Genomic DNA, 20,310 nt, shown 5'->3' with positions numbered 1-20,310 from the left:
TATCGGAGTGAGGACCGTGAACGACAGCTTATGGCCCATCACGTCATTTCGCTGCGCAGCGGAATTTAGTCGCTATCGAGAAATAGCCGACTCTGGCAAGCGCCGCCGAGGATATTTATGAGATCACGGCCTAACCTAACTTGTCAGCACCCGGTAGACTGACGCGCTACCAATCCTAATCGAGCCAGCCGACAGACGTCAGCCGGGTTACGGGCACGGCAAACCGCCGTTTCTGGTCGGACAAGCCGATGCCACACATGAGCGTCGCGCACATCTTCAACGGCTTAGGCGCTAGAAGTGATTCGACTTCGTCGCCGGTGCAACAGCTATTACCGTGTGCTGCAACAGATCTGCGCTACGGAGGTCTCGTGAGTTTGCGCAGAGCGACTTGGTCATGGAGCCTGGATTAAGGCCCGCGGGGTCTAACGGTTGGCAGCGAGTTGCACCATTTGACGTCCATCGTTTAGCGCTTTGAGTTGGTTTACGTATTCCTCAGGCTTCAACAAATGGAATGGAGCCTTCAGGCCCATGAAATTCGCTATGCGACCGATGAAATTAGTGCAGTTGGTTGTTTCTGCGTTCCATACCGGCGAGGTCGCTTGAAGATGCTTGATGTAAGCAAATACCTTCCTGGCGTCAGCCTCATTCAAGTAGACTCGATAGCTAGCCGTTAAATATTGCTCATCAAGGTCGCCGTAGCTCGCGCCCGTTTCAGAAGGCACAAACATGAGATGTCCCAATATGTACGGCAGTGTGTCACCTGCTGGATGCAGGCCGGCAACTTCGACCGCCCTCTCGCTCGTCTTACCGTACCAGATAAATGCGTGTCCGTAGGATGCAGCAGTGCGGGCACGAAAATCAACGTAGTAGGGTCCTTTGAACGCAGATCGCCGAGCCGGCTTTGCATCCGACGTGGCTGGCGGGCTGCTTGGCGGAGCCGCGGCCGTTTTCGTGCCGGACTTGATTGATGTTTTGGGGGCAGTGTCCGGTCGCTGCTGAAGATCAGCGCGCGCCGCGAGTTGCTGTGCACTAGCACTTCCGACGGAAGCCGCCAGGATTGCGATTCCGACGACCAATCGCAGATCGCGGTATTTCCAAATCACTCTTGCCACGTTCGCCCTCTCTTGGACCCAATACAGCCCAAGCTACAAACAGTCCGCGTTATCGGAGATGAACGCCTCCGGCCCCCGAAGGGCCGAAGGCGCTTGTATCTGCGGGACTAACCTTTGGTGACTACCGGAGCCGACGCCGGAGCCTTCCCGATCGGGTATTTGCCGACTGGGGTTTTGCCGATGGGATACTTACCAACCGGCGCGGTCTGAACGACGGGCTGCGGACGAGGCAGATCCGCCGCGACTGCTGCTCCTACCAAGGCCAAAGACGCAGCACACCCAATTACGAATTTTAGCATCAAGTCTCCCCTGAAGTTGCCCACTACCCTACCGATTCTAAACCTAGCCGGAGGCTCAACCCACGCAACAAATAGACACCCGAATTGGCGGTCGCACGACCTCTTTTTTGGCAAATGTTGCAGAAGGGGCACGCCTGCTATTTCAGCGTATTGGGTAGGAAAATCTTGCCGGTCCGCTCCATGATCTTAGCCGTTAGAAGATGCTTCAGGACGGATCAACGAATCGCCGCACGGCTTGAGAATCGCGAGCGACGCTGGGTATGTGCTTTTGTCGCCTGCCACAGCTCTGTGATCTCCCGCATGCCGGGGTCAGATGGCCTCGGCAGCTGGAGATATTCGACAGCCTCGCGTGGCCGGCGGAGAGGAGTTACGGGGTGCGCTACGAGGCGAAGAAGACGCGCCGCTCGGCTTCCGCAGTGAAGAAGGCGGTCAAGAAGGTGGGCAGCAGCCGCAAGAAGGTTGAGCGGCGCTGGGGCGATGAGACGCCATCGCTGTCAGGAACCATAGCCTCTGCGGTGAGTTCAACGATCCGACTTGCGTTCGATCCTTTCGCAAGACGCTAAGCCCCAACTCGCCACCCCAGGGCGGGCCGGGCCCCCCTTGGACTAACGGTTCAGTCGATTACTACAAGCGTCTGGAAATGCCATGTCGTGTAAGCAGTCGTCTCGGTTTACGTCCGCTTGAAGAACCAGCAGGCCTTAGAAGATATGAGAGATCTTCGGCGCGAATTCCTTCAATCCATGTCTTGGCCCCGCAGCCAAGTACGTTTGCGATGATCTCCGATTGATCGAAGATGGGCTGGAACAGCTGCACCGACGTTGGCAAGCGGACAGTAGCAGTAACCGATCGTTTGTAGGTAGACGAAACGCCGCATTATTCAGAGTCACGGCTATTCGTCCCAAACCAGTTCACCACTCGCTGGGTAGCCAACGCCAGTGCTTGTGTCCGCGCTCGGGTGCTGCACGCCGCGGTGTTACCGCCGTTCGACAATGACTGTTCCCCTCACCACGAACAGCGTCTGGTTGCCGTCAGTTACCTCGATGGCGACATAGGTGTTGCGGGAACGCATCGCAGCTCTTCTCAGGTCGGCGGGCATCCGCTGCGCAGCTCGGTGACATGCTTTCGCATCGGTCGGGAATAGTTTTCCAGGCAGGTCTTCAATTCTTTCGCCGCGCACGTGCTGACGAAGAAGTAACGAGGCATTGGGCCTTCTTTCTCCATTCAAAAGCTAACGACCCGTACAGCGGTTTGTTCAAAAGTGAACTTTCCGGGTAAACTGCGGGAACTCCGGCGCCGGAGCCCCAGTGGCCTGGGTACTCCCGGTGCACCGGGGATCAACCCGGAAGCCACCATCTCCATGCATAGAGCGGACGGCGATGAACACAAAATCAATCAGACCACCGCGAAAGCGGGTAATGGCTGACGTTACGTTCGCGGCGGTCGTCTGCGGCGCTGTGACCGGCTGCTGAGGCCACCGGGACCACAGTCCCGACGTTGCTCAGCAGCCGTTTGCCAGCAGATCCTGCCCAGCCTTCCTGAGCCGCACATAGGTCCCGCTCTCGTGCAGCTCCAGCCAGTCGTGCTCGACGGCATAATTGATGCCGGCGCCGAATTCCGCGCCCGTGGCCTTGCAACCGTCCTTCGACAGAAACGGCGCGTTAATCTTCTCGACATGGATGCGGCCCGTCCCGGACCGCCTCGACGCTCTTGGCGAGGTTCGATCAGCCTGCGCCCGGCGGCCTCTGGATCGGCAAAAGGCCGGCTCGGGGCGAACTTAGTACGCGGCGCCCTTGCGATCGGGTACGTTCGCTAAGTTGTTCCACGCCAATGCGACGACGGGCCTAGCCGGTTGGGAGAACCGTCACTGCCGGCGCGAACCGTTCTGAGAATGTTGCGGCCTTTGCATCCCGTGCTGCGGAAAGGGCGGCCGAAACGAACGTCGAACATCCGATGCTTGCCAGCGCCAGGAGAGCCGCACCGAAAATCAGGCTGCGCATTCCACCCTCCCTCAATGGGCGTTACCATCAGAGCATCGGATTGCATTGTTTCAGTTTCGCTTCGTTGGCCGTCTAAAATGGCTTCGTACACGCGGCCGTGAATGCGCCGAACCAGAAGCCTTCTTTAACTGCCGGCTGGCTGGCGACCTGATTGTTCATGATCTACCGCAAGTAACCCAGGTGATCCGATTGCACCCTGCTTCCAGTGAGGCAGCCATGCAGCCCTGGATGCTCAATGTGCTGGCGTGGGGGTTAGCTGCCCTAGAATAGGGTTGGCGGACGTCGTTTCCATGGGGCAGTAGGCCCGTCTCAACTGACGAATTGCGGTGGCCTCCCGCTCTCGAATCCGGCCTGATGTCCGCCCCGCGGCTTCCACAGCCGGCGCAGACGAAGCGCCGCTCGACATCAGACAGGCGAATCTCATCAGGCCAACGATCGGCCCTCAGCGCGAGGTGGTGGCCGCAAGGGCAGTAGACCAGGACGCCGCACAGGCCCATGTCGCGTATCTCTCCGAACGTGATCCTGAGCGGCCGGCCGTGGGCGTGCGTAGGCGAAGGCAAGCCAGTGCGTATGAGCACCGGCTTCCGCGCGGGATCAACGCACGGCGGGCATGACCGCCTGATAGGTCAAGAGGTCACCCTTGGCGTCGTGAGGGACGATCAATGGGAAGCGCCACTCGAAGGACGGCTGGGTCGCGCTGATGTGAAGCTTGTCGGATCATCGCCAGCAACGGGCCAGTCTTATTGCAGCGCCGTCGCGATGTGTCGTCGCCTAAGCTTCGCCCACGGCGGGTCGCATAGAAGAGTAAACGCAGATCACTCTACTGGATGGATGCGCAATTCGGAATCCGCTTTCTTCGGAAAGTACGATTCATCGACAATGGTTGTGAGCGCGAGCACTGCGGTCGTGGTAAGCGGGACGGGGATCATCACCGCGATGTTGCGGACGATTGCGCGTTGGTTCGGTGTGCGCCTTAACAGATACGCCGGCTGCTGCGCCTCAACGACAAGGCCCACGGGTCTCTTTTTGATCGAGGGGAGGGGAGGGAAAAATTTGCGGCAAAGCATCCTTATGCGAGTGTATGGTCGAGGCAAAGCGGACATTCGGAGAACTGGTGCTGCCGCATCGCACAATTTGCCTGCAAGCTGCGCTGGTTCGGTGGAAGCGCGCGGAGATCGATCTCACCGCAATCCAAACTGCGCTCTGGACACGAGCATGGCTTTCAGGTTGGCTAGCATAGGCTGAGCAGGAGCAAATCCACTTCAGGAGCGCACCGATGCCTGACGTCAGGGAAAAGCAGCGAGAAGCCCGCCGGAAGATCATTCGTCAATGGGCGAAGCTTCCGAAGGATAAACGGCATTCTATGGGGGCGATCTCTGAATTTGCCAAGACCGCCGCCCAGCAGAACGAGAACGCATTCGTCCGCAGTCATCGCGATCCGTATGAAAAGATCATGAGCTGGCTATTGCCGCGTGCTCATCTCTGAACGACCGAGCCTTCTGCACATCGCTGCGCTTGACGAAGTATGGCAAGCTTACGTGCGTGTCCGCCGCGTCAGCGGTTTGCGAGCGGGGTTGAAGGAAGGTAACGCGGGTCACCTGTGCGCGATCCGGCTCGAATGGAAGATTCCGTATCGATAGGTGGAGCACGATGTCGTCCGAGAATGCGGTTGGCCTTATCTAGTTACAGTTTTCGATTGGACTGCTTCTCGCCACGATCGGCGTTTCATGCTCCGGGGCAGAGGAGGCAGCGGCTCAGTCCGGCGAGGCGCTCTATCAGCAACGCTGCGCCTCGTGTCATGAGGGCGGTTTGGCGCGGACGCCCGACAGGAATGCGCTGCGGCAGCTGAGCGACCAGCGGATCGGCTTTCAGATCGCCTACGGGCTCATGAGCGCGCAGGGGCGGGATCTGAGCAAGGATCAGATCGGCGCCATCACTCGCTATTTAAAGGGCACCGCGCCGGCACCTGCGCTCCAACTACCCGATTCCAGAAGCCGCGACGACGGACCCAAACTCGCCGATGCCGCCCTCCCGCGCTGGAACGGCTGGGTGGTCGACATCCGCCAGCATCGCTTCCAGCCAGCCGACAACGCGCAGCTTGCGGCCGACGAGGTCCCGCGCCTCAGGCTGAGATGGGCTTTCGGTTTTCCCGGCGATGTCAGGGCCTTTGCGCAGCCGACGGTCTGGGGCGGCCGACTGTTCGTCGGTAGCGCCAGCACCGGATGTCAGCGCATGGCCGATCTCGCGGACGGCAAGCGCGCGCTGATCGCGGGACAGAAGTCGGGCATGGTGCACACGTTCGATCCCGATCATGCTGGCGCGATAGTGTGGCAGCGCCGGGTAGGTCAGGGCTCCTCGCTTGGCGACGTGCAATGGGGCATGGCTGTCGATGACGAGAATGTCTACGTCGCAGTGTCGGACGTCGGCCTTGAAAGCGTGGCGTCGGGCGCGCCCAGAGCGCAGAAAACGATCATGGGCGGCGAGTTGAAGATGGATCCGCGCGAAGGCGGTGGACTGTTTGCCCTCAAGCTCGCCACGGGCGAGGTCGTGTGGCACACGCCGCATCCGGGCTGTAACGACAAGCCCGGCTGCAGTCCAGCCCAGTCGGCCGCGGTCACGGCGATTCCCGGCGTGGTGTTCTCGGGCGGGCTCGACGGGCACCTGCGCGCCTACGTAGCCAAGACCGGCGAGATCATCTGGGACGTCGACACGATCCAGGACTACACGACCGTTAATGGCGCAGCCGCGCATGGCGGCTCGCTCGATGGTCCGGGCTCTCTACGTCAATTCGGGCTACACCAATTACGGCACGCCGGGCAACGTTCTGCTCGCGTTCTCGGTAGATGGGAAGTAGGCGAAAACGCCCGATTGATCGGGGCGTGAGATGATTGCGCGTAGCCGTTCGTAGGCAGGCCCTTTGGGTGCCGCCTGGCGCCGCGGCGGCCACTTGCAACTGCGGGCGGACGGCAGGGGGAGGGATAAATTTGCGGAAATATGCGAGGAAGCGCGCCGAGGGCTGCATCACGACGCAAGTTCGCACTATTGTTGCGGGCTCGCTTTTCTGGAAGGCGCGAACAGGGCAAATACGATTTTCTCGAAGATGCCGCCCGCCCGCGTGTGGGTTTCAGTGAACGCACACCCCTCGGTGTTGAGCCGATGAGCAGTGGCACAACTGCTTACGCCTGGTATGTTGGGATAAAGATGGCGTCGAAGTGGCTTATGCCCGGCTACAAGCAAAGTATCCAGGACTTGGCCATGTTCCGGGGTGGGATGACTCTCGAGGGCAATAGCCGGGATTGAGAGCGACCAGGTACGCGTACCAGTTACTCAGGCATATCTTCGAGAGCACTGCAAACAACGAAGCCTCCCTTGCGGAGACCTCACTTGGCGAGGCAGCGCAGACCCATTTGGCATCATGAGCCAGATTGCTTCCGCTTTCGGCGACCTGTCGGACTCGGCCGGACGTGCGACTGCCTCGGCCCAGTTGCGAATGACCCAGAGCGCTCATTCGGTATCCCCTGCGACGGGCGGGCGTGCCTTGACAGGTCAAGCAATTTCAATCGCTTGATCTGGACCAAGTGCGAAGATCTGGAACGCATACAGAGTCCGTAACTATCAACTATTGCGAGCGCAATCTCACGAAAAAGATGAGCATGGCTGGAGCAATTTTGGTAGGAGCCACCATATTGTGCGCCGCCCCGATTTCGGTTCAGTGGTCACAAGAGAAAGGCTTGTCCATATCGTTGGACAATGCTTACGCCCGAGTAGGACGACCGTTAACTGCAACGAGTCGTCCGTGAAGAGTGGCTAAGCGATTGAGCTAGAATCGCATTTGTCGTTGTGGACTGTTTTGCGTTTGCAGGGGTTTGATGCTTCGGGCGTCGGAACCTTGCAATTTCATTTTCAGGATTCCGTCGAATCGCCAACCATGATTCCGTCATCGCATCGGAGGTGGCGATGCGACCGAAGAAGCACAGGACGACGGGATCGGGCGATCTGTTCCGGGCCAGGCTGGACCAAATCATCAATATGAAGCACGAGCTGGTTCAGCTCGCCGGCAAGGTCGATTGGGACTGGATCGACGGCGAGATCGCGCCGCTCTATAGCGAGAATGGTCGGCCCGGGATCGCGAGCCGCTTCATGATCGGGCTGTTGCTGCTCAAGCACATTTACGGGCTGTCCGATGAGGGGGTGTGCGAGCGCTGGGTCCACGACCCATATTTCCAGTACTTCACCGGCGAAGAGTTCTTCCAGCACGCATTCCCGCACGAGCGCTCGGACCTGAGCCACTGGCGCAAGCGGCTCGGCGACAAGCTGGAGCTGTTGCTGGCCGAGAGCTTGCGGGTGGCACACGAGGCCGGCGCGTTACGCAGCCAGGACATCAAGCGGGTCACAGTCGATACCACCGTGCAGCCGAAGGCGATCACCTTCCCGACCGATGCCAAGCTCTTGCACGCGGCGATCAAGGGGCTCAACCGTCTGGCGAGGAAGCACGGGGTCAAGCTGCGGCAGTCCTATCTGCGCATTGCCAAAACCGCGACAATGATGGCGGGACGCTACGGCCATGCCAAGCAATTCAAGCGGCATCAGCGGCAGTTGCGCATCCTGCGCAGCCGACTGGGCCGGATCATCCGCGATATCCGCCGCAAGATCGAAGGTCAGGCTGTGCTTGAGAACACGTTCGCCCTCCCGCTCAGCCGGGCCTCGCAGATCCGCTCGCAGCAGCAGCGCCAGCGCGGCTTCAAGCTTTATTCCTTCCACGCCCCGGAGGTGGAGTGCATCGGCAAGGGCAAAGCAGCCGCGCCTTACGAGTTCGGCGTCAAAGCCTCCATCGTCACCAACAACCGCCGTTCTCCCGGGGGCCTGTTCGTGCTGCACGCCAGGGCGCTACCCGATAACCCGTACGACGGTCACACCTTGCGGGACGTCATCGACCGCACCGAGACACTCACCGGCTGCGCGATCGAGCGGGCCTATGTCGACAAGGGATACCGCGGCCACGACGCACAAAATCCCCGACGGATCTTCATCTCCGGCCAGAAGCGCGGCGTCTTCGGTGTCATCAAGCGCGAGCTGCGCCGCCGCTCCGCCATCGAACCCATCATCGGACACCTGAAGGCCGATGGTCACCTCGGCCGCTGCTACCTCAAAGGCCGCGCCGGCGATGCGGCTAACGTCATCCTCTCAGCCGTGGGCCACAACTTCCGCCGCATCCTCGCCTGGCTCAGAGAACTCTTGTGCCTCATCCTGCTCCAGCTATGGCGCACGTTCGGCCGTCCCGCCCCGCTCAATTCGCCTTCTTAACGGACGACCAACGAGCGTCGCTGGCGTTGCGCGGAGAGCGGATCGACGGGCGGTGCGCCGCTGCGCAGCGGGAGTTACCTGCTAGGATTCGGGCCCTCACTGTGGATGTCGAGAAAGCGATTTCGGTGGTGACTTGCTGAGGTCCGCTGTCATAGGTGGTGAGGTGAAGCTACTCATCTGCCACGATCCTCGACCGGCGCTTTTGATCCGATGCGGATGGCCGACGCTTGAACCTTTGTCATGCGTCTACCCGCCTGAGCGCGCGGGCGCAGGGTCACGTGCAACTGAAAACCCATCGCGTGCAAAACGCTTAAGACGGTGCTGAAATTCGGATGCGCTTTGCCGCCTGCGAACGCGCGGTAAAGGCTTGTTCGTGTGATCCCAGAACTTCGCGCAAGCTCCGAAATGTTGTGCAGACGAGCAACTTCCTCAATCGCACGACAAACATCGGCGATGTCACCCGCCTCGAATGCGGCATTGATGTGCTCCGCAACCTCTCGGCGGTTCGGTTTGGATCTGATAGAGCGCCTTGCAATGTCAGACATGGGCGTCAAGCAAATAGGCCGGGCAACATGCCCGGCCTATTGTGGCGATAAAAAACGTCTAGACGAAGGTCAGTATCTCGCCGTTCCCCAGCCGCCGAAGCGGTAGTTGAAGCGCACGGTGACCATATCCACGTCCTGGGTGATCCGGCCGCCCAGGAGGGTGACCCCACCGGGCGCGATTATGCCTGCGCCTGCGAAGGTGCGGTCGTCATGGCCCATCCAGAGATGGTCGTATTCAACACCGACCGACCAGTTCGGCGCGAAGCCATACTCCCAGCCGACACCCGCCGTGCCGCCCCACCGCGTGTTACTTGCCGAGACCAGACCGACCCCAGTGAGGTTGTTGAAGACATCAAGGCGATTGCTGGTCACGGCCGCACCACCCTTCACGTAGAGCAGTGATGCGTTCCACGCCCAACCGAGCTGAGCCGTGAAAAGGCCAATGCCGTCGGTTTTCACAGTGGTCGAGAGCGCCGGATTGAGGAGGCTCACCCGCGTGTTGCTGAGGTCGGCCCAATCACCTTGTGCTTCCAATCCGAACACAAACTGATTGGTCTGCCAACGATATCCGATTTGTCCGCCAACGACCCCTCCGGAACGATCACGGCAACCGCTCGCAACCGTTCCTGCGAGCGTGACGAAATCCACGCAATTGTCGCTCTGGCCCCATCCGCCGTTGGCGCCGATGTAGAAACCGGTCCAATCATAGATCGGCGCGACCACCGGGGGCGGCGCCTTGACGTAAGGTTTAGCAGCCAGATCAGCCGCCGACGCGGGTGCCGCCATGCTCACTGCCAGCAAGGCCATGCCACTCAACAACATCTTCTTCATTATTTTTGCTCCATCCCACGTTTCACCCGAAACGAGACCGGTTCTGTTGCCTGTCCAGCATTCCGGCTTGAACCTAGTTGATTCCATCAGCATGCGATGTGCCTAGGCCGCAACACTCGGGAACATTCGGCAAAAACGCGCCTTAGTTGCGTCAATGCTATTGACCAATCGGGCGCAAGTCGGGGTCATTGGGCGCCAGCGGATGTCTGTCGTCGGGCCCATGGCGGGCACTCGGGTGGCTCAGAGCGGGCGATCGACAACTTCCCAGAAAGTGAATTTGTAGGCCCGCCAGCGAACCGGCCGAATATCCGAAACATGGGCACGGCGTCCACCGCGACTTTATTCGGCACCTGTTTAACATATGTGGTGGCGCGCTTAAGTTCGCTGCAGCTGATACCCATGCTATCACCGTTCCGCATTCTGGCATCTGCCGGTGACTGAGAGTGTTGCGCTCCCGCCTGGGCGTAGGGAGTCTCGATGGCCCAAGCTCAATCCCCATCCCCCACCGTTGCACCTATCACAATCCAGCGCCCCGCCTGTTCGAAGTGCAAAGCTCCGATGATGCTCGTCAGCATCGAGCCAGAGCGCCCAGGCGTGGACTTGCACAGGTTTCAATGCGCAGTCTGCAATGAGGTACTCACAATCCGCGCCGCCTACGAAGATCCGATGCATTCCCAAGGCCTTGGCCGTTGGCTGCAAGGTGATTTGCATCCACCAAGGTGATGTCGAGTAGCCGACGCTGGAGTTCTTCGATGGCCCAAGCCGCATGGGTGAGCGGTGGAGGGTGGCTGCGCTGTCGTGGAGATGCCGGGCTCGGCGGAGCTGAAGGGATGAGCGGCCGATCCCGATGGCGACTCACACTGACCCGCGGGGGCCGTTTCTTTTCCGGAGATCTCGATGTCAGAGAGCTGGAAAGTTCTCTTCGCGATAAGCGTCACCGCTGCGACGGGCATCGCGGCCTACTTTGCCATACGGTTCGTGGTCGGGATTCACGGTTAAGCGGCTCCATCTGGCCACCAGATTGGTCGACTGATGTAACCCACTTCGGTTACAGCATCTTCCGACGACGTTACTGGAGTATTCGCAAGATCGGAGGGCCTAGCATGTCAATCGATCGCGCTCAGAGCCTTAAGCCGGATGAAGGCCGCACGAAGGTCGCCCCAGATTCTGCCCGCGCCGTCCCATGCTCAGTCCAGTTCCGATTTCTCGGAAGCGGGAACGCGTGCGGATGATGGGTAGCAATTACTTGCCGGGTAAATGGAGCTGGGGACCAGCGAGGGCGTACCTCGCATACACCTGAACGGCGAAGATGATTCGACTGGCGGAAAACGCGTCGCTGATCTTTGCGATGATCTCCGTTATCGGAGGTTCGGTTCGGCTTAGATCCAGCCCCTCGGCGTCATTCAGTGCAGTGCCCCAAGGCGGCGCAACGAAGATGATCATAGACTCATCGCTTCCGATACTGACGTGTCCCATCATGACCCTGCAGTCGCCCAGCTTAAGATCGATAGATCGGTCGATTACCGCCAGGTTTTCCTTGGTCAGCTGATAAATCTGAGGGTCGGAACTCGAATGCAATTCCGCGCGCACGCGGCACGTGGCGCCATATCCAATATAGCGTGTTGCAGGAGCCGGCGAACGGATCGACGACGATCCATCGGCCGCCGACCGTAAGCGACGCTCCCACGGCGGCAACGTCCTGCCCGATGCGGTCGGCAACGGCATCTCGGGTACACTCGACCGCGGTGCGGCCGAGCAATCTCACTCCGCGTGTGTACCACTGCGCGGGCGTCATTCCGTATAGCCGGATAAAGTCAGAATCGGAGAAGCTGTCGCGGCCATATCGCCGAACTTCTTCCAAGCTAAGCAACTTGTTGCGTTTCGGACCGTGCAACAGCAACGCTCGGTCATAAAGCGGCGTCTCGGGCTCGGACCGGTGCTCGTTCATGGGCGGATGCTCCTATGCATCCACAGCTGAGCTGGCCACTACCAGCAGTGGGAGATGTGCGAAATGGACGGTCAGGGAAGGTACGCGACGACCACGAAGGACTCTTGAGGAAACGTCAGCCTGCCGTTCGCCAGCATTGAAGGATCGAGACGACCCGCCACGTCATCGGCTATAGCCGCGATCATGCGTTCACGGCTGGCGGCGTGCTCCGCCTTTAAGAGCTGAGCCATTGGGGTCGCCGTTAGCTGGAAGCGGACGTAATCGAGCGCGGAGGGAAAGCGGATCTGTTTGGACACGGTCTGGACACGGACACGGTCGAAACCCGCCTGGCGCACCCAATCGCCCACTTCGTCAGCGCCGCAAGAAAGATGCTCGGCGCGTTTGGTCCGCGACGACTCCGCACCAAGAAACTTGTCCAGCGCCCGCACAAACGCGTGAGCGGCCGGAGTGTGCTCGATGGCGCTGTAGACACTGAGCCCGAGACGCCCCTTCGACCTGAGGACGCGAGCCATCTCTCTTAGAGCATGGGGCCGGTCAGGAAAGAATTGAAGCCCGAGCTGGCAGAGTACTACGTCGAAACTGCGGGCCGCGAATGGCAGGTCGAGCGCACTCCCCTCGGTCCACTCTATGTCGCTGGATTTCGACCGAGCGACCGTCAACATCGCTGCGTTGAGGTCTACGCCGGCAAGCCTTCCGACGTGCCCCCGCTCGGCCAGCCGGCAGGCCACGACCCCGGTCCCGCAGGCCACGTCGAGAACGCTTTCCCCGCCCCTCGGTCCGATACGATCGAGCAGATCATCGGCCCAAATCGAAGTGATGGCGGGGACGAGATAGCGATCGTACAGTTCGGGAGCGCTGGCATCCATCTGCCAATGTTCTTGAACCAACATGACTTCCCCTATTTGTCGCTGCCGCGAAGTTAGAGATGTCTTGCGCTATCGATGCTGGCTTATCACCCGGCTAGCTGCAACGGGTGAAGTCTTGCTTGTGGCCCATCGCTGGCGCATCCCACGGCCGAGGATATGTCGGTGGTCAGGGGTAGACCCGACCTAACTTAAACCGGGCCAGACCGTCGCGCTTGACACTTGAGACGCCTCGTCAAAGTGAGCCTGGGGCTAGACACCTTGATCGTCGAGAGGCGCACCGCAGATCAGCACCAAACCCCAACTGAAAGGAGGGATTTGCGATGACCGGTTGCCACTTGTCGGACCGCCACCCGCTCAACCGCAGGTCATTGGCCGCGCCCTTGCGATGCGAACGGCGGTTTATCGAGCAGGGTCCTCGCGTCCGCCAGATCCGCCGTATCGCACCCTGTGTTGAAGAACCGATAGATGTTCAGTAGCCGGTCATGTGCCTCCGCATGCCTCCCCTGATCGGACAAGAAACGGGCGAGGCTCGTGGTCGCGCGCAGTTCGAACGATCGTGCCCCCTGCGCGCAGGCGATGGCGATCGCCTGCTCGTAATTAGCAATCGCCACGGCACTCTGTCCGCGACGGGCGAGGAGATCACCAAACATGCGATAGATTTCAGGTTCAGCCCATCGCTCGCCGGTTTCGCTCACAGTGCGAAGCGCTTCCTCGAATGTGCGGTGGGCGAGATCGGGCTTGTCGTCTGCGGCATAGGCATCGGCGAGGAATGCCAGGCAAATCGGGCGAAATATTCGTGAGCCCGTTTGTGCCCAAATCCGCAGCCCCTCTTGCAGCAGACCGACCGCGTCTCCCGCCCGGCCTGCGCGCGTGGCGCGCCAGCCGCACAAAAAGTCACCGAGTGCCTGCCAATACGGAAGCTGGCGATCAGTCGCGAGGTCCGTTAGCTTACTTCCGATCTCAGCCACCTTGTCGACGTTGCGCAGCAGTACGTAAGTGATTCCGGCATGCCAAAGGGCATAGAGCTGAGACTGATCGTCGTGCCCCAACGCGTCACCTCGTTCCAACAAACTTTCCGAAGCTTTCTCTGCGTCCGCAGCCTGACCGGACAGCCACAGCGCCCATGATCGATACGAGTACATTGTCACGCCCACATCGTGGCCGAAGCGCGCGCGCAGGCTCCGCCCGATCGGCGAGGCGGCTCCGTGCTGGTCGGGATCGTAGCGCAAAAACGCCTGATACAATGCGCCGCTCGCGTCTGCGATGTTCCCGTTGATCAGACGCGACGTTCCGACCAGGCGGTATCCGACCATGATCGGGTCCGCATCGTCTTCCTGCTCGGCAAAGGCCAAGAATTCGTTGGCTTGCTCCAGCATCGCGATGGGTTGGCCACTGAGGTATTGATATGCCCACAGGCCGTAGAGCGCCGCGAGATGCATCCCCGCATCGCCTACGCGTTTCGATAACTCGAGCGCCTTGGAGTAGGCTTCGCCCACCTGTTGGTCCGCGTAACCCTTCTGTTCTTGCAGCGTTCGGGCGAGGGCCGTCTGCAGCTTCAGCTCGCTGCGTCTTCGGATATCATCGTCTGGTAATGCGGAAATCAACTGCAACGCCAGGGTGATGTGCTCGTGCGCCTCCTTCAACGCCGAGTGCGACAGCGCGCGGTCTCCGGCAACAGACAAATAGGCGACAGCCTTTGTCACATCGTCCGCCTCTCGATAGTGACGCGCAATCAGCTCGGGCTGGCTCTCGGAGATTTCCGGGAAGTGACTTTCGAGGGTCTTAGCGATTGTGGCGTGAAGCGTACGTCTCGGCTCGCGCAGCAGCGTGCTGTGAGCCACATCCCGTACGAGCACGTGCTTGAACGAGTAGGTCGCGTACGGTGCGCCATCCTGCCGCAGCAGCAAACCAGCCGAAATAAGGCGGCCAAGCGCGGTTTGCAGCTCCGCCTCCGGCTTGCGTGCGACCAGAGCCAACAGGGGATGGGAGAACTCGCGTCCGATCGCCGCCCCGATTTGCGCCAACTCCCTGACGGGCCCGAGCCGGTCGAGCCGCGCCAATAACGATGCGTGCAAGCTTGCCGGGACCGCCAGTGCCGGCGACGGAACCAAGGCAGCAACCCGCCGCGCTTCGTTTTCGCTCTCTGCCTCCAGCACCGCTTTCGTCATCTCTTCCGCGAACAGGGGGATGCCGTCGGTGCGCTCGATGATATCCTGCCGTATGGTCGCTGGCAGCAGCTTGTTTCCGATGATGTGGTCGACGATGGTGCCGACTTCGCGGGGCGCCAACCGATTGAGGCTGAGAGGAGTCACGTGCGGCTTTCCCATCCAGCCGGGCTGGAATTCCGGCCGGAAGGTTACAATCAGCAACACGCTTGCATCCGAATCCGGTCCACCACCCGGTCCAACAGTTCCAGGCTGGTAGGGTCCGACCAATGCGCGTCCTCGAAGACCATCAGCACCGGACAGGAACGGGCCAGAGCCTCCAGTTGCCGGGCAAGTGCTTGCAGCGTTCTTTGTCGGCGCTGCTGCGGAGTAAGCTCGACCGGGGGATAGCGTTGGTCGTTCGGCAACGATAGCAGCGCGGCAAAGAGCGACGCGTCCGGCGCAGATGTCGAGCTCTGTTTGAGCAACCCATCGAGTTTGTCGAGTTTCGCTTGCGATGTGTCCTCGCGCGCCAGTCTGGCAGCACGTTCGATTTGGCCGATGAACGGGTAGAGCGTGCTATCAGTGTGTTGCGGGGAGCAGGAATAGCGCAAGCGTATATGTGGCTCGCCAGCGAGAAGCTTCACAAAAGCGCTCGTGAGCCTCGATTTCCCAATACCGGCCTCGCCGGAGAGCAGGACTACCTGGCCTTCACCATCCATTGCCTTCAAGAAGCACCGCCGCAGCAACTCGAATTCCTCTTCGCGCCCGACGAGGGCGGTCAAGCCGGTCGCGTGCAGCGCCTCGAAGCGGCTTGCCACGGAGCTCGCCTGCAGCACCGCCCACGCCCGCACCGGTCCAGCAATGCCCTTGAGGTTCCTCATTCCAAGGTCATCGAGCTGAAAGAAACTGCCAAGAAGCCTTCGCGTGCTTTCGGCGACGACAACCATGTTCGGTTCGGCAATGCTTTGCAGGCGAGCCGCGAGATTCGGCGTCTCGCCCACCATGCCGCGCTCCTCCGACTCACCTGATGGGATCAGGTGCCCCACCACAACCACCCCAGTTGCAATACCAACCCGGACTTGCTGAGGAGTGCGCGTTTTGAGCCCAGTAACTACCGCAATCAGCTCAAGACCAGCCCGTACCGCTCGCTCGGCGTCGTCCTCATGAGCATGCGGATAACCGAAGTACACGAGGACACCATCCCCCACATATCGGGCGACGAACCCGCCGAAGTGGAGCACGGTCTCGGCGACGCATTTCTGATAGGCCGCAATCACCTCTCGCAAGTCCTCCGGGTCCAGGCCAGTGGAAAGCGCAGTCGAACCCACCAGGTCTGCGAACATCACCGTGACTTGGCGGCGTTCGGCTTCGTCCCTGGGTCTCGATTCGGACCCATGCGCAAGCTTGGCCGTGGCGGAGGCGGCTCCGGCATGCTCGGCAATCGCCCGGAGCAACTTCCGGCGATCTCCAAGAGGCACGATGCCCAGCTCCTCCTTGAGATCCTTGTCCGTGAGATCCTGAAGGATCGAAAAATCGATCCGGTGTTCGGCAAAGCGGTCCGCATACTCGGCCAATCCGAGCGAAGCTAACCACTCTCTGAGCGACGGCATTGCGCTACGCGTCCTGTTGCCCGAGGTAGTCTACGCGAGAGCAGCCATTCGAGATCGCGACTTGCAGGCCCCCCGCACGCTGAGCTCTCGCATTCGCGCGATCAGCCCGATCATGACATTCCGCAGCCCAATATGTCTAGCAACTCTCAAGAGTTGCCGCCTGCATCCGCTTGCAGTCGCAGCGGCCGGTCTCAGTTTGCACAGTGCGGCGACATGTCCGAAGATAGGGTGAGATCGGAAGTCGGCGGTTGAGGCTGAACCCAGCGCTTTTTACCCGGAGGCGACATCAGAGGGGCCGCGCAATGATAGGCATGACGACCGGCTGAATCGGTCTCGAATGGGCGAAATCATCCCTCCGGCACCCCGGCCAAGCGCATGCCCTCGCAGACGCGCTCTCGTTCGGCGAGATATGTCGGATTGTTGCTTGCTTTGCTGACAAGCAAGCGGCTGATGGTAAAGCCTGGATCGAGCTTAAGTCCCACTTTTGCGGCGCTTCGCGCCTCATCTCTTTCGCCAAGCAGGCCCAAGGCCGCGGCGAGCCAGAAATGGGCAGCAGGAAAGTTGCGATTGGTCTCGATGCTTCGCCGTAGCCAAGCGACGGCTTCTGTATCTGCGCCGATCAGTATCTTGGCCATGCCAGCAATATGCATCCAGCGGTGGGCAAAGATATCGCGAGGGGAGAGACGGAGAGCCTCGACGATATGGCCTTCTGTCTCAGCACCGCGACCCATGAAGAACTTCGCGATACCGATGGCGCTGTGAGCACCGACCAGATTGCGATCAATCTCCAATGCCCGCTCACATTCAGCGATCCCTTGCGCGGCCCGGTTTGTAAAAATGTACGCCCCTCCCAGGATCCTGTGGGCTACTGCGTGGTCCGGCGCCAACTCCAGCGCCTTGATCGCATTTGCCTCGGCTGCCGAAAGGTACGCGGCTCGGTTATCAGCCAAGAGGGAAGCTCCGATCGTTAGATCAACGAGCGCCAAGCCGACCAATGCGCCGACGCTTCCGTGATCGATTGCCAAGGCGCGTTCGAAAAAGCTGCGCGCCTCGCTCATGTGCTCCACGCCCCTGTATGACCAGGCATAACCTTGAAAGTTCAAGTCCATCGCGTCGGGATTTGCAGAGCCTTCTGCCCGGCGCGCCTCAGCTGCAATCATTTGGGCATTCAGCGCGTTAGCCAGTCGCGCCACGATTTCGTCCTGCATGTCAAAGAGATCGGCGACCGGCTTGTCGAACCGTTCGGCCCAAAGGTGATTTTCGGTTTCGGCATCGAGCAGCTGTACGTTGAGCCGGAGTCGCTTGCCGCTCCGCTGTACAGAGCCTTCGAGCACGTAGCGGACGTTTAGCTCACGCCCGACCTTCTTAAGGTCAACCGCTTTTCCTTTGTAGGTAAATGCCGTATGGCGGCCGATCACAAACGAGCCGCTGATTCGCGACAAGTCCGTGGTCAAACTGTCGGTCACGCCATCGACGAAATGGTCTTGGTCGGGATCACCGCTGAGATTGGCGAAAGGCAGCACGACGATAGAAAGACGAGGAGGAGACGGCAGATCGAGCTTCGCTCGCGGCGGCTCTGGCGCCGAGCTGAGCCCATCCCGGACCACCGCATAGGCCCGAACCGAGAGCGCGATATTCTTGAGGTCCTGGACGCCCAGATCGGCGAATTCGACGCCTGCCTTGCCCCGGACATGATCGTAGGCGGACGACGAGATGCAAATGCCGCCTGGTTCTGCAATGCTCTCAAGCCGTGCCGCAATATTGACTCCATCGCCAAAAATGTCGTGCGGCTCGACAATCACGTCGCCGACGTTGATGCCGACACGGAAGGCAATCTGCCTGTTTTCCGCGTCGGCGGCTGTGAGTTCTTTGATGCGGGTCTGAAATTGCACAGCAGCTCGGACCGCTTCCACCGCGCTCAGAAATTCTGCCAAAAACCCGTCGCCGGTGTTCTTCACAATGCGACCGCCGTGTTCGGCGATGGGGGGGTGGACAGCCTCCATTAGGAGCGCAGTCAGTTTGGCATGCGTACCCTCTTCGTCATTGTGCATCAGCCGCGAATAGCCCGCCACGTCGGCAGCCAATATCGCCGATAACCTGCGCTCGACCCGGATTGGCCGCTCTTGCACCATGGCCCGCAATTCCAACTCACCACACTTGTACGACGGATCAGACGGCAGTGCCAAACGCACGATGCCCCGATGCCGGCTACTGCGCAAACGTCAGCCGCACTGACCGATTGTTTGCTCGGGATTGTGCAAACATCTCGAAGACTGCGAAGTTGCGCCGCATCTGCCGGAGGTTCGTCACCGCTGCGTTGGGCTCCTGTCCCTTTTGGCGCTCTCAAGGGATTGACTGCCAAGCCAGTGAGGAACAGGCTGTTTTATGCCGTCACTGAGCCACCTGCCTTCAATGTTAACGCGAGAAGAACATCTTAAACGGAGCAAGGAAGCCGCGCTCGCGCTTCTGAGCGCCGGCCGTATGCGCGAGGCGGTTTCTTCGATAATGACGGATATCATCCAGAGCCCAAGCAGCGCATTGCCGCATGAAATTCATGCATTCGGCATCTGTGCTGCCGCGGCTGGCGACACAAGGGCGGTGCGAGAGTACATCGAAGGCTTTATCTGATATCTCTCGGCTCGCCGGTGGCCCATCAGCGAAGTTGGGGCATGTCGATCGAAGGTCCGCTTATAGAGCTATGGCGGACCCGATTTGCTCAACCTGAGTTCTTCGCATTTTGGACCCTAAGCAGACTTCCGGCGACCGCATAATGGCTTGCGTTTGTAACGGTTGGAAAGGACGAACAGCACTTAATGCAGCGCCGGTCGATCCGGCGATCAGGACAACCCACATGGGCCAAGGCATCTTCGAATGCGTGCTGTTGATCGGACCTGATCCGCGGAGGGCATTATGGCCAGCGGTCATCTGTGTACCGCGCAAATAGGCCGAACACATGGCTGCTCCGACCAATGCTGCAAAGTGAAGATTCTTCTTGCCAACCCGGAGCCGTCCACACAGAAGTTGCGCCGCATCTGTCGAAGGTCCGCTCATACAAGGCGCGAGCGAGGAGAAGAACGACACGATCTCGCCTCGCCGGAGGCGTTGGCGACCGGCCACTTGGCCTTGGCCATCAACTGCATGGATGTGAAATACGTGCTTCGAAATGTCCAACCCAATTGTCGCGACTTCCATTGATGAATTGCTCCTGTTCCTTGTTCGTCCATCGCCAGTATATCGCCGGCGCCGAGGAAGCGGGGCCGTCTTCCCCATCAATGGCCGGATGCGCGATGAGCTACTCAACGAGACCCTGTTCTTCGGTCTCGATGACGCCCGCGCCAAGATCGCCAACTGGGTCGCCGACTACAATCTCCAGCGTCCCCACTCGTCGCTGAAATACCTGACCCCCGCGGCCTACGCCGCCCACCTCACCGCAACGGACGATCGGCTGCGCAACCCCGACCAGCTCCGCCGATCGTCCGTTGCTCCATCCGCGCCACTTGGCGTACAAAACCCCGAGCCTCTAACTGCCGCTGGATGAAAATGCAGTGGCAGGTCACCGCGGTATGAGGAACTCTTTCATGAAGGGCCGCCGCCCGCCGAGAATGCCAACGTCGAACTAAGGTCGAGCAGCCCGGTGCGCCCTCGGGCTGC

15 protein-coding genes and 2 pseudogenes are annotated in these 20,310 nt (G+C 60.2%); 6 read left to right on the top strand and 11 right to left on the bottom strand.

Going from position 1 to position 20,310, the window contains the following annotated elements; all coding sequences use genetic code 11:
• Positions 1 to 422: 422 nt before the first annotated feature.
• Entirely contained in the window at positions 423 to 1,112 is a 690-nt protein-coding gene (locus ACRQ5Q_RS41915) for a hypothetical protein (RefSeq protein ID WP_439400154.1), read from the bottom strand.
• A 107-nt stretch (positions 1,113 to 1,219) separates the two neighbouring features.
• Positions 1,220 to 1,411 (bottom strand): hypothetical protein, encoded by a 192-nt coding sequence (locus tag ACRQ5Q_RS41910; RefSeq protein ID WP_439400153.1) that lies wholly within the window; start codon positions 1,409 to 1,411, stop codon positions 1,220 to 1,222.
• Positions 1,412 to 1,724: 313 nt separating this feature from the next.
• On the opposite strand from ACRQ5Q_RS41910, the pseudogene ACRQ5Q_RS41905 reads away from it, so the two are divergent.
• Positions 1,725 to 1,887 (top strand): annotated as a pseudogene (locus tag ACRQ5Q_RS41905) (DUF3606 domain-containing protein); the annotation flags it as partial.
• A 1,365-nt stretch (positions 1,888 to 3,252) separates the two neighbouring features.
• Here ACRQ5Q_RS41905 and ACRQ5Q_RS41900 read toward each other — a convergent pair.
• Positions 3,253 to 3,408 (bottom strand): hypothetical protein, encoded by a 156-nt coding sequence (locus ACRQ5Q_RS41900; protein WP_439400152.1) that lies wholly within the window; start codon positions 3,406 to 3,408, stop codon positions 3,253 to 3,255.
• An 815-nt stretch (positions 3,409 to 4,223) separates the two neighbouring features.
• The gene (locus ACRQ5Q_RS41895) at positions 4,224 to 4,424 is read right to left on the bottom strand and encodes a hypothetical protein (RefSeq protein ID WP_439400151.1); all 201 of its coding nucleotides are present in this window, start codon (positions 4,422 to 4,424) and stop codon (positions 4,224 to 4,226) included.
• Between the two features lie 260 nt (positions 4,425 to 4,684).
• On the opposite strand from ACRQ5Q_RS41895, the gene ACRQ5Q_RS41890 reads away from it, so the two are divergent.
• From ACRQ5Q_RS41890 to ACRQ5Q_RS41880, 3 genes are all read left to right on the top strand, one after another.
• Positions 4,685 to 4,894 (top strand): hypothetical protein, encoded by a 210-nt coding sequence (locus ACRQ5Q_RS41890; protein WP_439400150.1) that lies wholly within the window; start codon positions 4,685 to 4,687, stop codon positions 4,892 to 4,894.
• A gap of 209 nt (positions 4,895 to 5,103) precedes the next feature.
• Positions 5,104 to 6,291 (top strand): c-type cytochrome, encoded by a 1,188-nt coding sequence (locus ACRQ5Q_RS41885; RefSeq protein WP_439400519.1) that lies wholly within the window; start codon positions 5,104 to 5,106, stop codon positions 6,289 to 6,291.
• Between the two features lie 1,074 nt (positions 6,292 to 7,365).
• Positions 7,366 to 8,712: an IS5 family transposase gene (locus ACRQ5Q_RS41880; protein WP_060909953.1), complete on the top strand. Its 1,347-nt coding sequence runs from the start codon at positions 7,366 to 7,368 to the stop codon at positions 8,710 to 8,712.
• Between the two features lie 173 nt (positions 8,713 to 8,885).
• Here ACRQ5Q_RS41880 and ACRQ5Q_RS41875 read toward each other — a convergent pair whose 3' ends face one another.
• The 7 genes from ACRQ5Q_RS41875 to ACRQ5Q_RS41845 form a co-directional block, all read right to left on the bottom strand.
• Positions 8,886 to 9,257, bottom strand: coding sequence for an addiction module antidote protein (locus ACRQ5Q_RS41875; protein WP_439400149.1), 372 nt, complete (start codon positions 9,255 to 9,257; stop codon positions 8,886 to 8,888).
• A gap of 69 nt (positions 9,258 to 9,326) precedes the next feature.
• Positions 9,327 to 10,088, bottom strand: a complete 762-nt coding sequence (locus ACRQ5Q_RS41870) for an outer membrane protein (RefSeq protein WP_439400148.1) — start codon at positions 10,086 to 10,088, stop codon at positions 9,327 to 9,329.
• A gap of 1,498 nt (positions 10,089 to 11,586) precedes the next feature.
• Complete coding sequence (locus ACRQ5Q_RS41865) at positions 11,587 to 12,036, bottom strand: hypothetical protein (protein ID WP_439400147.1); 450 nt, start codon at positions 12,034 to 12,036, stop codon at positions 11,587 to 11,589.
• A 71-nt stretch (positions 12,037 to 12,107) separates the two neighbouring features.
• The gene (locus ACRQ5Q_RS41860) at positions 12,108 to 12,926 is read right to left on the bottom strand and encodes a class I SAM-dependent methyltransferase (RefSeq protein ID WP_439400146.1); all 819 of its coding nucleotides are present in this window, start codon (positions 12,924 to 12,926) and stop codon (positions 12,108 to 12,110) included.
• A gap of 341 nt (positions 12,927 to 13,267) precedes the next feature.
• A complete protein-coding gene (locus ACRQ5Q_RS41855; RefSeq protein ID WP_439400145.1) occupies positions 13,268 to 15,274 on the bottom strand; it encodes an ATP-binding protein in 2,007 nt (668 codons plus the stop codon).
• Positions 15,265 to 16,659 carry an AAA family ATPase gene (locus tag ACRQ5Q_RS41850; RefSeq protein WP_439400144.1) on the bottom strand — a complete coding sequence of 465 codons (1,395 nt, stop codon included), beginning with the start codon at positions 16,657 to 16,659 and terminating at the stop codon, positions 15,265 to 15,267. Before ACRQ5Q_RS41850 ends, ACRQ5Q_RS41855 begins: the two co-directional genes overlap by 10 nt.
• A gap of 347 nt (positions 16,660 to 17,006) precedes the next feature.
• The gene (locus ACRQ5Q_RS41845; RefSeq protein WP_439400518.1) at positions 17,007 to 18,791 is read right to left on the bottom strand and encodes an adenylate/guanylate cyclase domain-containing protein; all 1,785 of its coding nucleotides are present in this window, start codon (positions 18,789 to 18,791) and stop codon (positions 17,007 to 17,009) included.
• Between the two features lie 253 nt (positions 18,792 to 19,044).
• On the opposite strand from ACRQ5Q_RS41845, the gene ACRQ5Q_RS41840 reads away from it, so the two are divergent.
• Positions 19,045 to 19,287 carry a hypothetical protein gene (locus ACRQ5Q_RS41840; protein WP_439400143.1) on the top strand — a complete coding sequence of 81 codons (243 nt, stop codon included), beginning with the start codon at positions 19,045 to 19,047 and terminating at the stop codon, positions 19,285 to 19,287.
• A 640-nt stretch (positions 19,288 to 19,927) separates the two neighbouring features.
• Positions 19,928 to 20,197, top strand: a pseudogene (locus ACRQ5Q_RS41835) (integrase core domain-containing protein); the annotation flags it as partial.
• Positions 20,198 to 20,310 lie beyond the last annotated feature (113 nt).

Source organism: Bradyrhizobium sp. PMVTL-01, assembly GCF_051861855.1.
Lineage (GTDB): Bacteria > Pseudomonadota > Alphaproteobacteria > Rhizobiales > Xanthobacteraceae > Bradyrhizobium.
Note: the sequence above shows the minus strand (reverse complement) of the source record. Positions and strands in the feature narration are given on the sequence as shown.